The organism is Streptomyces sp. NPDC021749 (assembly GCF_040640655.1).
In the GTDB taxonomy this organism is placed as follows: Bacteria; Actinomycetota; Actinomycetes; order Streptomycetales; family Streptomycetaceae; genus Streptomyces.
Map to the genome: position 1 here is coordinate 90989 of NZ_JBFACE010000007.1, position 13084 is coordinate 104072.

Annotated in this window: 14 protein-coding genes and 1 riboswitch; of the genes, 12 read left to right on the forward strand and 2 right to left on the reverse strand. The window is 73.8% G+C overall.

What is annotated here, in order from left to right:
* Positions 1-16: 16 nt before the first annotated feature.
* The gene (locus AB0G35_RS09365; RefSeq protein WP_360946286.1) at positions 17-514 is read left to right on the forward strand and encodes an acyl-CoA thioesterase; all 498 of its coding nucleotides are present in this window, start codon (positions 17-19) and stop codon (positions 512-514) included.
* A 41-nt stretch (positions 515-555) separates the two neighbouring features.
* Here the strand turns inward: AB0G35_RS09365 and AB0G35_RS09370 are convergent, their stop codons facing one another.
* Positions 556-1797, reverse strand: coding sequence for an MFS transporter (locus AB0G35_RS09370; RefSeq protein ID WP_360946289.1), 1242 nt, complete (start codon positions 1795-1797; stop codon positions 556-558).
* A gap of 70 nt (positions 1798-1867) precedes the next feature.
* On the opposite strand from AB0G35_RS09370, the gene AB0G35_RS09375 reads away from it, so the two are divergent.
* Positions 1868-3124 carry an ROK family transcriptional regulator gene (locus AB0G35_RS09375; protein WP_360946292.1) on the forward strand — a complete coding sequence of 419 codons (1257 nt, stop codon included), beginning with the start codon at positions 1868-1870 and terminating at the stop codon, positions 3122-3124.
* A gap of 51 nt (positions 3125-3175) precedes the next feature.
* Here the strand turns inward: AB0G35_RS09375 and AB0G35_RS09380 are convergent, their stop codons facing one another.
* The gene (locus tag AB0G35_RS09380) at positions 3176-3955 is read right to left on the reverse strand and encodes an NAD(P)H-binding protein (RefSeq protein WP_360946295.1); all 780 of its coding nucleotides are present in this window, start codon (positions 3953-3955) and stop codon (positions 3176-3178) included.
* Between the two features lie 190 nt (positions 3956-4145).
* Positions 4146-4276: riboswitch (FMN riboswitch) on the forward strand.
* Between the two features lie 152 nt (positions 4277-4428).
* Here AB0G35_RS09380 and ribD point away from each other — a divergent pair.
* The 10 genes from ribD (at position 4429) to AB0G35_RS09430 (ending at position 13068) form a co-directional block, all read left to right on the forward strand.
* Complete coding sequence (ribD, locus tag AB0G35_RS09385) at positions 4429-5568, forward strand: bifunctional diaminohydroxyphosphoribosylaminopyrimidine deaminase/5-amino-6-(5-phosphoribosylamino)uracil reductase RibD (RefSeq protein ID WP_360946298.1); 1140 nt, start codon at positions 4429-4431, stop codon at positions 5566-5568.
* A gap of 1 nt (position 5569) precedes the next feature.
* Positions 5570-6250 carry a riboflavin synthase gene (locus AB0G35_RS09390; protein ID WP_360946301.1) on the forward strand — a complete coding sequence of 227 codons (681 nt, stop codon included), beginning with the start codon at positions 5570-5572 and terminating at the stop codon, positions 6248-6250.
* Complete coding sequence (locus tag AB0G35_RS09395) at positions 6247-6903, forward strand: nicotinamide mononucleotide transporter family protein (protein WP_360946304.1); 657 nt, start codon at positions 6247-6249, stop codon at positions 6901-6903. The genes AB0G35_RS09390 and AB0G35_RS09395 overlap by 4 nt, the downstream gene beginning before the upstream one ends.
* Positions 6900-8183: a bifunctional 3,4-dihydroxy-2-butanone-4-phosphate synthase/GTP cyclohydrolase II gene (locus tag AB0G35_RS09400; protein WP_360946307.1), complete on the forward strand. Its 1284-nt coding sequence runs from the start codon at positions 6900-6902 to the stop codon at positions 8181-8183. The genes AB0G35_RS09395 and AB0G35_RS09400 overlap by 4 nt, the downstream gene beginning before the upstream one ends.
* Positions 8184-8239: 56 nt before the next feature.
* Positions 8240-8725: a 6,7-dimethyl-8-ribityllumazine synthase gene (ribH, locus tag AB0G35_RS09405; RefSeq protein ID WP_360946310.1), complete on the forward strand. Its 486-nt coding sequence runs from the start codon at positions 8240-8242 to the stop codon at positions 8723-8725.
* A gap of 34 nt (positions 8726-8759) precedes the next feature.
* Positions 8760-9032, forward strand: coding sequence for a phosphoribosyl-ATP diphosphatase (locus AB0G35_RS09410; RefSeq protein ID WP_360946313.1), 273 nt, complete (start codon positions 8760-8762; stop codon positions 9030-9032).
* A 51-nt stretch (positions 9033-9083) separates the two neighbouring features.
* A complete protein-coding gene (gene hisG / locus AB0G35_RS09415) occupies positions 9084-9932 on the forward strand; it encodes an ATP phosphoribosyltransferase (protein WP_360946316.1) in 849 nt (282 codons plus the stop codon).
* Between the two features lie 32 nt (positions 9933-9964).
* Positions 9965-10429 carry a PH domain-containing protein gene (locus AB0G35_RS09420; protein WP_360946319.1) on the forward strand — a complete coding sequence of 155 codons (465 nt, stop codon included), beginning with the start codon at positions 9965-9967 and terminating at the stop codon, positions 10427-10429.
* 165 nt (positions 10430-10594) lie between these two features.
* Positions 10595-11953 carry a hemolysin family protein gene (locus AB0G35_RS09425; RefSeq protein ID WP_360946322.1) on the forward strand — a complete coding sequence of 453 codons (1359 nt, stop codon included), beginning with the start codon at positions 10595-10597 and terminating at the stop codon, positions 11951-11953.
* Entirely contained in the window at positions 11950-13068 is a 1119-nt protein-coding gene (locus tag AB0G35_RS09430) for a hemolysin family protein (RefSeq protein WP_360946325.1), read from the forward strand. Before AB0G35_RS09425 ends, AB0G35_RS09430 begins: the two co-directional genes overlap by 4 nt.
* Positions 13069-13084 lie beyond the last annotated feature (16 nt).

Here is a 13084-nt window from a genome sequence, read left to right on the forward strand (position 1 = left end):
ACCAGGAGCCCCGTCCGTGACCGTCGAATCCCTTCCGGCCGCCGCCACCCTCCCGTACGGCCGGCTCGTCCCCGTCACCGTCCACTTCGACGACCTCGACGCGCTGGGCATGCTCCACAACTCCCGCTACCCGCTGCTGGTGGAACGCGCCTGGGCGGAGTACTGGCACGGCCGGGGCTTCGGTTTCGACGGCGACTGGGCCGCGGCCGGCGACATGTGCAACGTCATCAAGGAGATGCGGGTCTCCTACGAGCGCCCGGTCACCCGGCCCGGCCACTACGCCGCCCACCTGTGGGTCGAACGCCTCGGCCGCACCGGCCTGACCTACGGCTTCCGGCTCTGCTCGGCCGACGGCACCGAGACCCACGCCCACGGCCACCGCGTCCTGGTCCGGGTCGACTCCGCGACCCTGCGCCCCACGCCGTGGTCCGACCGGGCCCGCGCGGTCGCCGCGGAACTGATCCGCCCGCAGACGGACGAGCCGGAGCCGGGGACGGCGGCGGACGCGGCCTGACCCCCGGGCCCGGAGCGGACCGCGGCCGGCACGGCTCCGGCTCAGGACCGTTCCAGGTCCCCCGCCACCGCGGCCGCGCCGCCGGAAGCTGTACGGGACGGGACCCGCAGCACCCGGGCGCCTGCGACCAGACCGCAGGCCAGCGCCGTGACCAGCGCGAAGGACACCGTCAGCGAACTCGCCTGGGCGATCCCGCCGATCGCGGACGGGGCGATCAGCCCGGACGTGTAGGTGATCGTGGCGACCCCTGCGATCGCCTGGCTTGGCGCCGGACCGCTGCGCCCGGCGGCCGCGAAGGCCAGCGGGACCACCACCGCGATGCCCAGCCCGATCAGCCCGAACCCGGCCATCGCCGTCACCGGATGGCGGGCCGCGACGATCAGCAGCCCGCCGGCCGCCGCCAGCACGCCCCCGGCCCGTACCGTGCGCACCGCGCCGAAGCGGGCCACCACCCTGTCGCCGGCCAGCCGCGCGGCCGCCATGGTGCAGGAGAAGGCGGTGGTCGAGGCGGCCGCCAGGCCCCCGTCGGTGCCCAGCCGGTCGCGGAGGTAGACCGCCGACCAGTCCAGCCCGGCACCCTCGGCGAACACCGCGCAGAAGCCGATGGCGCCGATGATCACGGCCGGCTTCGGCGGCAGCGCGAAGCGCGGCGGCGGATGCTCCTCGGGGGCGCTGCGCAGGTCCAGCACGCCCTGGCAGGCGGCCGCGCCCAGCAGGGTCAACACCAGTGCGGCCGCGGCCAGATGGAGCCGGGCGTCCCATCCGCCGTGTGCGGCGAGGGTGCCGGCCCCCGAGCCGAGCAGGGCACCCGCGCTCCACATCCCGTGCAGCCCCGACATGATGGGCCGCCCGAGCCGGTCCTCGGTCTCCACGCCGAGGGCGTTCATCGCGACGTCCGCCATGCCGGAGGCCGCGCCGTACACCAGCAGCGCCGGACAGAGCGCGTACAGGCCGGGGGAGAGGGCGGGCAGGACCAGCGAGAGGGTCCACAGCGCGAGCAGGGCGCGCAGTGCCGTCCGGGCGCCGAAGCGGTGGCTGATCCGGCCGGCCAGCGGCATGGCCAGCGACGCGCCGATCGCCGGGAAGGCGAGGGCCAGGCCGAGTTGGCCGGGGGAGATGCCGGTGTGGTCCTGGATCCAGGGGATGCGGGTGGCGAAGTTGCCGGTGACCGAGCCGTGGACGAGGAAGACCAGCGCGACGGACCGACGGGCGCGGCGCAGCCGGTCCTGGGGGAGCGGGGGGACGAGGGGGAGGGGGCCGTCGGGGGCGCCGGTGCCAGCCATGGGCGGTAAATTATCAGGAACCCTGCCTGATAATAAGGGCGTTGACCCGACCGGATGGAAGAATCCCGCCATGCATCCACCGCGCACGGCAGCCGCCGGCCGCACCGCCTCCCCGGCCACCGCCCGGCTGATCAACGACCGGTTGGCGCTGCAACTCCTCCAGTCCGAGGGCCCGTTGACGGCCGGTCAGCTCAAGACGCTGACCGGACTGTCCCGGCCGACCGTCGCCGACCTCGTCGAACGCCTCCAGCAGGCCGGACTGATCACCGTCGTCGGGGAGAGCGGCGCACAGCGGCGCGGACCCAACGCCCGCCTCTACGGCATCGTCGCCGAACGGGCCCACCTCGTCGGCCTCGACCTGCGCACCCACGGCGTCACGGTCGCGGTCGCCGACCTCCTGGGCCGGGTACGCGCCGAACGCACCGCCCCGGTCGGCCCGGACGACACCCCCGACGCGGCCGTCGCCACCGCCCTCGCCGTGCTCGACAAGGCCCTCGCCGCGGCCGGGGCCGACCGGCCGCACACCCTCGCGGTCGGCGCGCCCGGCCTGGTCGACCCCGCCACCGGACGGTTCGGCGGCACCGACCGGATCCCGTCCTGGCACGCCACCCTGGTCGGCGAACTGCGCACCCGGACGGCCGCCCCGGTCCTGCTGGAGAACGAGGTCAACCTCGCCGCCCTCGCCGAACAGCGCGAGGGCGCGGCCCACGACCACCACACCTTCGTCCTGCTCTGGCTCGGCCACGGCACCGGCGCCGCGGTCGTCCTGGACGGCGCGCTGCGGCGCGGCGCCTCGGGCGGCACCGGCGAGATCGGCTTCCTCCCCGTCCCCGGCACCGGCGCCCTGCCCTCCGCCACCGGCTGCGACGGCGGCTTCCACTCCCTCGCCGGCTCCGCGGCGATCTGCGCCCTCGCGGCGGAGCACGGCCTCTTTGCCCCGCCCGGCGAACCGGCCGGCCGGCGGGGCGCCGCCGGCCCCGCCGACGCCCCGCCCGCCGAGGCCCTGGTCCGCGCCGCCGTCACCGCCGAGGAGCGCGGCGCCGGCGAAGCGGGAGCCGCCTTCCTCGACGCCCTGGCCGCCCGGGTCGCCCTGGGCGCGGCGGCCGTCTGCGCGGTGCTCGACCCCGGCTGCGTCGTCCTCGGCGGCGAGATCGGGCTGGCCGGCGGCGCCGCGCTGGCCGACCGGGTCGCCGCCCGGCTGGCCCGGCTCTCCCCGCTGCCCACCGACGTACGGGCCGGTGCGGTCGGCGGCCGGGCGGTCCTGCGCGGCGCGGTCCTCGCCGCCCGCGACGCGGCCCAGAACGACCTGTTCGCCCCGCCGGGCTGACCCCGCTCCGGCCCGGCCCGCCCCCGGCCTCGGGACGGCTCGGCCGGGAGCTCAGCGCGACGCCCCGCCGCCCGCCCGTTCCGCCAGGAACTCCGCGTAGGTCCGCCGCCCGACGGCGTGTTCCGGGGCGAGGTGCCCGCCCCGGCGGAACGCCGCGGCAGCCGCGCCCGGCAGCCACACCGGCACCAGCAACCGGCGCCGCCCACCCGCATCGAGCGTCGCCCGGACGATCTCCCGGGCCTCCAGCACCTCGGGCCCGCCCATGTCCGGGACCCGCCCGGCGGGCTCCCCGGCCGCCAACTCGGCCAGCCGCGCGGCCACTTCGCGGACCTCCACCGGCTGCATCCGGACCCCGGCCGGCACCGGCACCACCGGCGACCGGGCCCCCGCCTTGACCATCTGGAGCACCAGATCGTGGAACTGCGTCGTGCGCAGCACCGTCCAGCCGAGGCCCGACTCCTCGATCATCCGCTCCACCGCGAGCTTGGTCTTGTAATAGCCGATCGGCACCCGGTCCACCCCGACGATCGAGATGTAGACCAGATGCGGCACCCCCGCCGCCTTCGCCGCGTCGAGCAGCGGCCGGGCCGCCTCCGCGTCGCCGCCGGACGGCGTGGTGGCGCAGTGCACGACGGCGTCCACCCCCGCCACCGCCTCCGCCAGGCCGGTGCCTTCGTGCAGATCGACCGCGTACGACCGCAGCCGCGGCCGTTCGGTGCCGGTGTGCGGCCGCCGGCTCACCGAGCGGACCTCGTGCCCGTCGCCGAGCAGCCGCTCGACCAGCGGCCGGCCGAGGGTGCCCGTACCGCCGGTCACCAGAATTGTTGCCATCGCGGATCAGTCCTTGGGGTGCGAGGGGACGGCTGCGTCCCCGGGGTGCGAAACGTCCCCCTCATGACGGAGCAGCGGCCCCGGCCGTGACATCACGGCACGCCGGAGGCTGTGAGGCAGCCCACAGCGGTTCGCCCGCATGGGCGACTATCGGCCGTGGCAGACTGAAGCCGTACTGACATAAGAGCAGCAGCGCACTCCGGGGTCGGTGTAATTCCGAACCGGCGGTAACAGTCCGCGACCCGTCCGCATCCAGCGGCCGGTTGAGCAGGTGGAATTCCTGCACCGACGGTGAAAGTCCGGATGGGAGGCAGTGCGCGGCGGGCGAGCTTCGGTACACCGCCGTCGGCGGCGCCTTCCGGTCGTATCCGGGCGGGCGCATCCTTTTCCGGCGCGGTGTCCCCGTTGCGTCGTTCCGCTTCCTGTCGTCCAGACAGCCCCGGAGTCCGTGCCCGAAGAGGCAGGAGGACCCGGTGGCCACCGCAGCCCCCGTCGAGACCGCGGCGATGCGCCGAGCCATCGAGCTCGCCGCCCGCGGCCTCGGGCACACCAGCCCCAACCCCGTGGTCGGCTGCGTCATCCTGGACTCCCACGGCCGCACCGTCGGCGAGGGCTGGCACCAGCGCGCCGGCGGGCCGCACGCCGAGGTCCACGCACTGCGCGCCGCGGGCGAACGCGCCCGGGGCGGCACCGCCCTGGTCACCCTCGAACCCTGCAACCACACCGGCCGCACCGGCCCCTGCGCCCAGGCGCTGATCGACGCCGGGATCGCCCGGGTCGTCTACGCCGTCCCCGACCCCACCCCGGCCGCCACCGGCGGCGCCGTCACCCTGGCCGAGGCCGGCATCGACGTCGAGGGCGGACTGCTCGCCGACGAGGCCGCGGCCGGCAACGAGGCGTGGCTGACCGCCGTCCTGCGCGGCCGCCCGTTCGTGCTGTGGAAGTACGCCGCCACCCTCGACGGCCGGATCGCCGCCGCCGACGGCACCAGCCGCTGGATCTCCTCGCCCGAGTCGCGTGCCGACGTGCACCGGCTGCGGGCCGCCGCGGACGCGGTGATCGTCGGCTCCGGCACCGCCCGCGCCGACGACCCCCAGCTCGGCGCCCGGATCAGCGGCCTCACCGACGACGAGATCAGCCAGCCGCTGCGGGTCGTCGTCGACTCCGGCGCCACCGCCGTCAAGGCCGGCGCCCGCGTCCTGGACGGCACCGCACCCACCCTGATCGCGGTCGCCGAGGACGCCGACGCCGCCCACCTCGAAGGACTCGCCCCGCTCGTCCGGCTGCCCCGCGCCGCCGGCGGGCCCGGTCTGTCCATCCCCGCCCTCCTCGCGGCCCTGTACGAGCGGGACGTCCGCTCCGTACTGCTCGAAGGCGGGCCCACGCTCGCCGGGGCCTTCCTCGCCGCCCGGGCCGTCGACAAGGTCGTCGGCTATCTCGCACCGGTGCTGCTCGGCGCCGGACCGGCCGCCGTCGGCGACGCCGGAATCACCACCCTCGCCCAGGCGTTGCGGCTCGACGTGACCGACACCCGACGGCTCGGTCCCGATCTGCGCATCACCGCCACGCCCCTCCGGCTCGCTCATCCCGATCAACAAGGTAGGGAGAACTGAAGTGTTCACCGGAATCGTCGAAGAACTGGGAGAGGTCGTCGCCATCGAGGACCTCGGCGACTCTCCCCCAGTTACCGCCGGGGGTGCCCCCAGTCGCTCCGCTCGCTTTCGGCTCCGCGGCCCCGTCGTCACCGAGGACGCCAAGCACGGCGACTCGATCGCGGTCAACGGCGTCTGTCTGACCGTCGTGGACACCGCCGACGGGGAATTCACCGCCGACGTGATGGCCGAGACCCTGAACCGCTCCAGCCTCGGCGCGCTGACGGCCGGCTCGCGGGTCAACCTGGAGCGGCCCATGGCGCTCGGCGGACGGCTCGGCGGTCACCTCGTCCAGGGCCACGTCGACGGCACCGGCACCATCGTCGACCGCATCCCCGCCGAACACTGGGAGATCGTCAAGATCGCGCTGCCGGCGGCGCTGTCCCGCTACGTCGTCGAGAAGGGCTCCATCACCGTCGACGGCGTCAGCCTCACCGTCGTCGAGGCCGCCGACGACTACTTCACCATCAGCCTCATCCCGACCACCCTCGCGCTGACCACCCTGGGCATCAAGCAGCCCGGCGACCCGGTGAACCTGGAGGTCGACGTCCTCGCCAAGTACGTCGAGCGGCTGCTCGGCCGGGGCTCCGCGGCCGCCGCGGACCTCGACGACATCGAAGAGATCAAGGAGATGGACCGGTGAGCGTCCTGGATCCGCTGAACGGCGTGGCGTTCACGGCCTTCGGCCAGCACGTCATCTGGTCGGACATGATCGGCAACACCATCGGTCTGGCCGCCCTGGCGCTCGGCTGGCGGCGCTCCATATGGACCTGGCCCGCCCAGTTCCTCTCCGGCCTCATCCTCGTCGCCGCCTACGCCTCCGCCCACCTCAGCGGCGGCGTCGGTAAGCAACTCCTCGTCATCGGCGTGGCGTTGTGGGGCTGGCGGCAGTGGCAGCGCGGCCGCCGGCAGGCGCAGGACGGCTCCATCGCCGTGCGCTTCGCCGACTGGCGCGAGCGCGGACTGCTGCTCGCCGGCACGGCGCTGGGCACCGCCGCCGTCGGCGGTCTGTTCACCCTCTTCCCGCAGCTGTCCTGGAACCCCTGGCCGGACGCCTACATCTTCGTCGGCACGCTCGCCGCGATGGTCGCCCAGGCCCGCGGTCTGGTCGAGTTCTGGTTCGCCTGGCTGCTGGTCGACGTGGTCGGCGTACCGCTCGCCTTCAGCAGCGGACTCGCCTTCTCCGGCCTCGTCTACGTCGTCTACCTCGCCCTCGTCGTGTGGGGCATGCGCGACTGGTGGCTGCGCTCCCGCGTGACCGCAGAGCGCCCCGTCCTGGAAGGAGCAGCGGCATGACCGCCCTCAAGAGCTGGTACGACGCGGAGGACTCCCTCGTCCTGGACCCCGTCGAGCGGGCCATCGCCGACATCGCCGCCGGCCGCCCGGTCGTCGTCGTGGACGACGAGAACCGCGAGAACGAGGGCGACCTCGTCATCGCCGCCGAGAAGGCCACCCCCGAGGTCGTCGCCTTCATGATGAGCGAGTGCCGCGGACTGATCTGCGCGCCCATGGAGGGCCCGGAGCTGGACCGGCTGGAACTCCCGCAGATGGTCGAGCACAACACCGAGTCGATGCGGACCGCCTTCACCGTCTCCGTCGACGCCACCGCCGCGCACGGCGTCTCCACCGGGATCTCCGCCGCGGACCGCGCCACGACCCTGCGCCTGCTGGCCTCCGGCGACTCCACCCCCGGCGACTTCGTCCGGCCCGGCCACGTCTTCCCGCTGCGCGCCCGGCCCGGCGGCGTCCTGGTCCGCAACGGCCACACCGAGGCCGGCGTCGACCTCGCCCGGCTGGCCGGACTGCGCCCGGCCGCCGCGATCGTCGAGATCGCCGGCGAGGACGGCACGATGCTGCGGCTGCCCGAGCTGGTCCCGTTCGCCCGCAAGCACGGCCTGGCGATCATCTCCATCGAGGACCTGATCGCCTACCGCCGCTCGTCCGAGCCGACCGTCCGCCGCGAGGCCGCCACCCGGCTGCCCACCGCGCACGGCGAGTTCACCGCGTACGGCTACCGCTCCACCGTCGACGGCGTCGAGCACATCGCGCTGGTCGCCGGCGACCTCGGGGACGGCGAGGACGTCCTGGTCCGGGTCCACTCCGAGTGCCTGACCGGCGACATCTTCCACTCCCTGCGCTGCGACTGCGGCCCCCAGCTGGAGGCCTCGCTGCAGCGGGTCAGCGACGCCGGCCGGGGCGTGGTGATCTACCTCCGCGGCCACGAGGGACGCGGTATCGGCCTGCTGTCCAAGCTGCGCGCCTACGAACTCCAGGAGCGCGGCCGGGACACCCTCGACGCCAACCTCGAACTGGGCCTGCCCGCCGACTCCCGCGACTACGCGGCCGGCGCGCAGATGCTGAAGGACCTGGGCGTGCGCTCGCTGCGCCTGATGACCAACAACCCCGACAAGACCGCCGCCCTGGTGCGGCACGGCCTGAAGGTCACCGGCCGGGAGCCGATGCCGGTCCAGGCCGGTGAGCACAACCTGCGGTACCTGCGCACCAAGCGGGACCGCATGGGCCACGACCTGCCCTGGCTGGATGCCGATCACGCCGGCAGCTGCCACAACCAGTAACCCCGAAAAAACCTGCGACACCACCGACCAGCACCACCACCCGTACGAGGAGAACCGTGAGCGGCAAGGGCGCACCCGAACTGACCGTGAAGAACTGTGGCGACCTGCGGGTGGCCGTCATCGCCGCGCAGTGGCACGAGAAGGTGATGGACGGCCTGGTCGACGGCGCGCTGCGGGCGCTGACCGAGCTCGGCATCGACGAGCCCACCCTGCTGCGGGTCCCCGGCACCTTCGAGCTGCCGGTCGTCGCCAAGGTCCTGGCCGACCGCGGCTACGACGCGGTGGTCGCGCTCGGCGTGGTCATCCGCGGCGGCACGCCGCACTTCGACTACGTCTGCCAGGGCGTCACCCAGGGCCTGACCCAGGTCGCGGTGGACACCGGCGTACCGGTCGGCTTCGGCGTGCTGACCTGCGACACCGAGGAGCAGGCGCTGGACCGCGCGGGCCTGGAGGGCTCCGCCGAGGACAAGGGACACGAAGCGGTCACCGCCGCGGTCGCCACCGCCGCCACCCTGCGCACCGTGTCGGAGCCCTGGCGCTGACGCGAGGGGGCGACCGCGTAGGGTAGTCACCATCATGTCCAAGAAGACGTTCGAGGAGCTGTTCGCAGAGCTCCAGCAGAAGGCCGCCACCGGCGACCCCGCCACCTCCCGTACCGCCGAGCTGGTGCAGGCCGGTGTCCATGCGATCGGCAAGAAGGTCGTCGAGGAGGCCGCCGAGGTCTGGATGGCCGCCGAGTACGAATCGCACGAGGCCGCCGCCGAGGAGATCTCCCAGCTCCTCTACCACCTCCAGGTCATGATGGTCGCCAGGGGCATCTCCCTCGACGACGTCTACGCCCACCTCTGAACCACCCAGGCACCCACCCCAACACCCTCAGTTGCAAAGGAAATCGCTCTCATGCTGCGCATCGCTGTCCCCAACAAGGGTTCACTGTCCGAGCCTGCGTCGGCGATGCTGCATGAGGCCGGCTACCGCCAGCGCAAGGACCGCAGGGAACTGGTCCTGGTCGACGCCGAGAACGAGGTCGAGTTCTTCTTCCTGCGTCCGCGCGACATCGCGGTGTACGTCGGCTCCGGCAAGCTCGACATCGGCATCACCGGCCGTGACCTGCTGCTGGACTCCGGCTCGCCGGCCGAGGAGATCCTCCAGCTCGGCTTCGCCGGCTCGACCTTCCGCTACGCCACCCGCCCCGGCACCGCCAAGGACGTCAGCGAGTTCGGCGGCATGACCGTCGCGACCTCCTTCGCCGGCCTGGTCAGGCAGCACCTCGCCGAGAACAACGTGGACGCCTCGGTCGTCCGGCTCGACGGCGCGGTGGAGACCGCCATCCAGCTCGGTGTGGCCGAGGTCATCGCGGACGTGGTGGAGACCGGCACCACCCTGCGCAACGCCGGACTGGAGATCATCGGCGAGCCGATCCTCAAGTCCGAGGCCGTCGTCATCCGCGGCACCGGCGCCCCGGACGACGACCCGAAGGTGCGCCAGTTCCTCCGCCGCATGCAGGGCGTCCTGGTGGCCCGCCGGTACGTGATGATGGACTACGACATCCGGGTCGAGCACGTCGAGAAGGCCGTCGCCCTGACCCCCGGCCTGGAGTCGCCGACCGTCTCCCCGCTGCACCACGAGGGCTGGGTCGCGGTCCGCTCCATGGTCCCGTCCAAGGACGCCCAGCGCATCATGGACGAGCTCTACGACCTCGGCGCCCGGGCGATCCTGACCACCGGCATCCACGCCTGCCGGCTCTGACCGGCCCGGTACCGCTTCACCCCACCGACGAAATGACCGACGACGTGTCCGCGCCTCTGCCCAGCCTCCCGGTAACGTTCCGCCCGACCCGCACCCGGGCCGTGCTGTACACCGTCGGCCTCGCCCAGCTCGCCGCCCTCACGGCGATCGCGCTGGCGCTGCCGAAGCTGACCGGCGGTGAGCGGATCAGCTTCGTCGTCACCGGACTGCTGGTGGGCGCCGTCCTCCTGCTGCTCGCCCGCCCCAAGGTGGTCGCGCGGCAGGAGGGCGTCACGGTCGTCAACCTCACCACCCGGCGCGAGCTGGCCTGGGCCCAGATCGTCCGGGTCAACCTCCGGCAGGGTGACCCCTGGGTCCATCTCGACCTGGCCGACGGCACCAGCCTGCCCGCCATGGGCATCCAGCCCGGTATCGCCCGAAATCAGGCCATTCGGGACGCTCGTGCGCTGCGTGACCTCACCGAGAAGCACGGTGCGCTCGACCACACGGCCGGGTGAGCCTGCCCTAACGCGGGCCCCGCTGTTTACTCTGTTCTCCGGGGCGCACCCCGCGCCCCGCCCCTTCGTGGGCCCAACCCGACCCGAGGAGTGAATCCCTCCGGCAATGGACGGATCGTCCTGTAGTACCTGTGCCGCCCCTCCGCATACCACGGGGGCGGCGGCATGACCGGCCCCCTGCTGCTGCTCGCGGCGGCCCTCGTCCTGATCCTCGCCAACGGATTCTTCGTCGCCGCCGAGTTCGGCCTCGTCACCGTCGAGAAGGCGGACGCCGAACGGGCCGCGGCCGACGGCGACCGCCGCGCCGGCACCGTCGTCTCCGCACTGCGCGAACTCTCCTTCCAGCTCTCCGGCACCCAACTGGGCATCACCATCACCTCCTTGGTGGTCGGCATGCTCGCCGAGCCCGCACTGGCCGGCGTGCTGTCCGGCCCGCTGCTCGCGACCGGGCTGCCCAAGGGCGCGGTCCCCGGCATCGCCGTCGTCCTCGGCATGCTGCTGGCCTCCGCCGTCCAGATGGTCGTCGGCGAGCTGGTGCCCAAGAACTGGGCGGTCTCCAAGCCGCTGCCGGTGGCCCGCTTCGTGGCCGGCCCGCAGCGGCGCTTCTCCCGCTTCTTCCGGCCGGTGATCACCCTGCTGAACACCGTCGCCAACCGGCTCGTCCGCGCCCTGGGCGTGGAGCCGACCGACGAACTGGCCTCCGCCCGTACCCCCGGCGAACTGGTCTCGCTGGCCCGGCACTCCGCCCGGGCCGGCGCGATTGAGCAGGACACCGCGGACCTCTTCGTCCGCACCCTCTCGCTGGGCGACCTGACCGCGGAGAACGTGATGACCCCGCGGGTCAGGGTCAGCGCCCTGCAGGCCTCCGCGACCGCCGAGGACGTCGTGAACCTCACCCGCGCCACCGGCCTGTCCCGCTTCCCCGTCTACCGCACCCGGCTCGACGAGGTCGTCGGCATGGTCCACCTCAAGGACGCGCTGGCCGTCCCGGCCGACGAGCGGCTGCGCACCCCGGCGGTCCGGATCGCGGTGCCGCCACTGCTGGTGCCCGAGACGCTGCCGGTGCAGCCGCTGCTGGAGCGGCTGCGCAGCGAACAGCCGATAGCCGTCGTCGTCGACGAGTACGGCGGCACGGCCGGCGTGGTCACCCTTGAGGACATCATCGAGGAACTGGTCGGCGAGGTCCGCGACGAGCACGACCGGGTGGACCTGCCCGAACTCGGGCAGGCGCCGCCCGAGGAGGGCCGGCCCGCCTGGGACGCCGACGGCGGCTGCCGGGTGGACACCCTGCGGCGGATCGGCCTGGAGGCCCCCGAGGGGCCGTACGAAACGGTGGCGGGACTGGTGGCACACATACTCGGGCGGATCCCCGCCCCCGGCGACACCGCCGAACTCGACGGCTGGCGGCTGCGGGTGCGGCTGGTCGCGCACCACCGCGCCGAGCGGATAAGGATCGTCCGGACCGCGCCGGCGGCGCCGGTCACCCGTGAGCCCGTCGCGGCCGGCGTGGAGGTGGCCCGATGACCCTGGTCCAGCTGCTGTTCGCGGTGCTGCTGGTGCTCGCCAACGGCTTCTTCGTCGGCGCCGAGTTCGCCCTGGTCTCGGTCCGCCGCTCCCAGATCGAACCGCTGGCCACCGAGGGCTCCAAACAGGCCCGCCGGGTGCTGCACGGTCTGGAGAACCTCCCGCAGATGATGGCCGCCGCGCAGTTCGGCATCACCGTCTGCTCCCTGACGCTCGGCGCGGTCGCCGAACCGACCGTCGCCCGCCTCCTGGAACCCCTGTTCGAGGCGGTCCGGCTGCCCGCCGCCCTGATCCATCCGCTCGGCTACGTCATCGCCCTGGCGCTGGTGGTCTTCCTGCACCTCGTCATCGGCGAGATGGTCCCGAAGAACCTGGCGATGGCGGCGCCCGAGAAGACCGCCCTGTGGTTCAGCCCCGGCCTGGTGGCCTTCGCCCGGCTGTGCCGCCCGGTGACCGCCCTGCTCGGCGCCTGCGCCCACGGGGTGCTGCGGCTCTTCCGGGTCGAGCCGAAGGACGAGGTCGAGGCGGTCTTCACCAGCGAGCAGCTGACCCACCTGGTCGAGGACTCCGGCCAGGCCGGTCTGCTCGAACCGGCCGAGCAGGAGCGCCTCTCCGACGCCCTGGAGCTGGGCAGCCGCCCCGTCACCGACGTCCTGCTGGACCGGGCGGCGCTGATCACCGTCGAGCCGACGGTGACCCCCCGCCAGGTCGAGGAGCTGACCGTACGCACCGGCTACTCCCGCTTCCCGGTGTGCGCCCCCGGCGGCGCCTACATGGGCTATCTGCATGTCAAGGACGTCCTCGACCTGGAGGAACGGGACCGTGCGGTGCCCCAGCGGATCTGGCACGCGATGACCACACTGCGCGCCGAGCTGCCCCTGGACGACGCCCTGACGGCGATGCGGCGGGCCGCCTCCCACCTCGCCGCGGTCGCCGACCCCAGTGGCCGGGTGCTCGGCCTGGTCGCCCTGGAGGACGTGCTGGAAATGCTGGTGGGCGAGGTCCGCGATCCGGCGCACCGCCGGGCGCCGGCCTCCCGCACCCCGAAGGACCGGCTCGCGGAACCCCGCGACGGGGCGTCGCTGCCCGCGGAGGACCGGGCGATGGCCCGCTAGGGGAGACCCGCCCGGG

Excerpts from the sequence above, each read along its gene's own strand:
- AB0G35_RS09370 (WP_360946289.1), bottom strand. The coding sequence starts at position 1,797 with ATGGCTGGCACCGGCGCCCCCGACGGCCCCCTCCCCCTCGTCCCCCCG.
- AB0G35_RS09375 (WP_360946292.1), top strand. The coding sequence starts at position 1,868 with ATGCATCCACCGCGCACGGCAGCCGCCGGCCGCACCGCCTCCCCGGCC.
- AB0G35_RS09380 (WP_360946295.1), bottom strand. The coding sequence starts at position 3,955 with ATGGCAACAATTCTGGTGACCGGCGGTACGGGCACCCTCGGCCGGCCG.
- AB0G35_RS09400 (WP_360946307.1), top strand. The coding sequence starts at position 6,900 with ATGACCGCCCTCAAGAGCTGGTACGACGCGGAGGACTCCCTCGTCCTG.
- AB0G35_RS09410 (WP_360946313.1), top strand. The coding sequence starts at position 8,760 with ATGTCCAAGAAGACGTTCGAGGAGCTGTTCGCAGAGCTCCAGCAGAAG.
- hisG (WP_360946316.1), top strand. The coding sequence starts at position 9,084 with ATGCTGCGCATCGCTGTCCCCAACAAGGGTTCACTGTCCGAGCCTGCG.
- AB0G35_RS09420 (WP_360946319.1), top strand. The coding sequence starts at position 9,965 with ATGACCGACGACGTGTCCGCGCCTCTGCCCAGCCTCCCGGTAACGTTC.
- AB0G35_RS09425 (WP_360946322.1), top strand. The coding sequence starts at position 10,595 with ATGACCGGCCCCCTGCTGCTGCTCGCGGCGGCCCTCGTCCTGATCCTC.
- AB0G35_RS09430 (WP_360946325.1), top strand. The coding sequence starts at position 11,950 with ATGACCCTGGTCCAGCTGCTGTTCGCGGTGCTGCTGGTGCTCGCCAAC.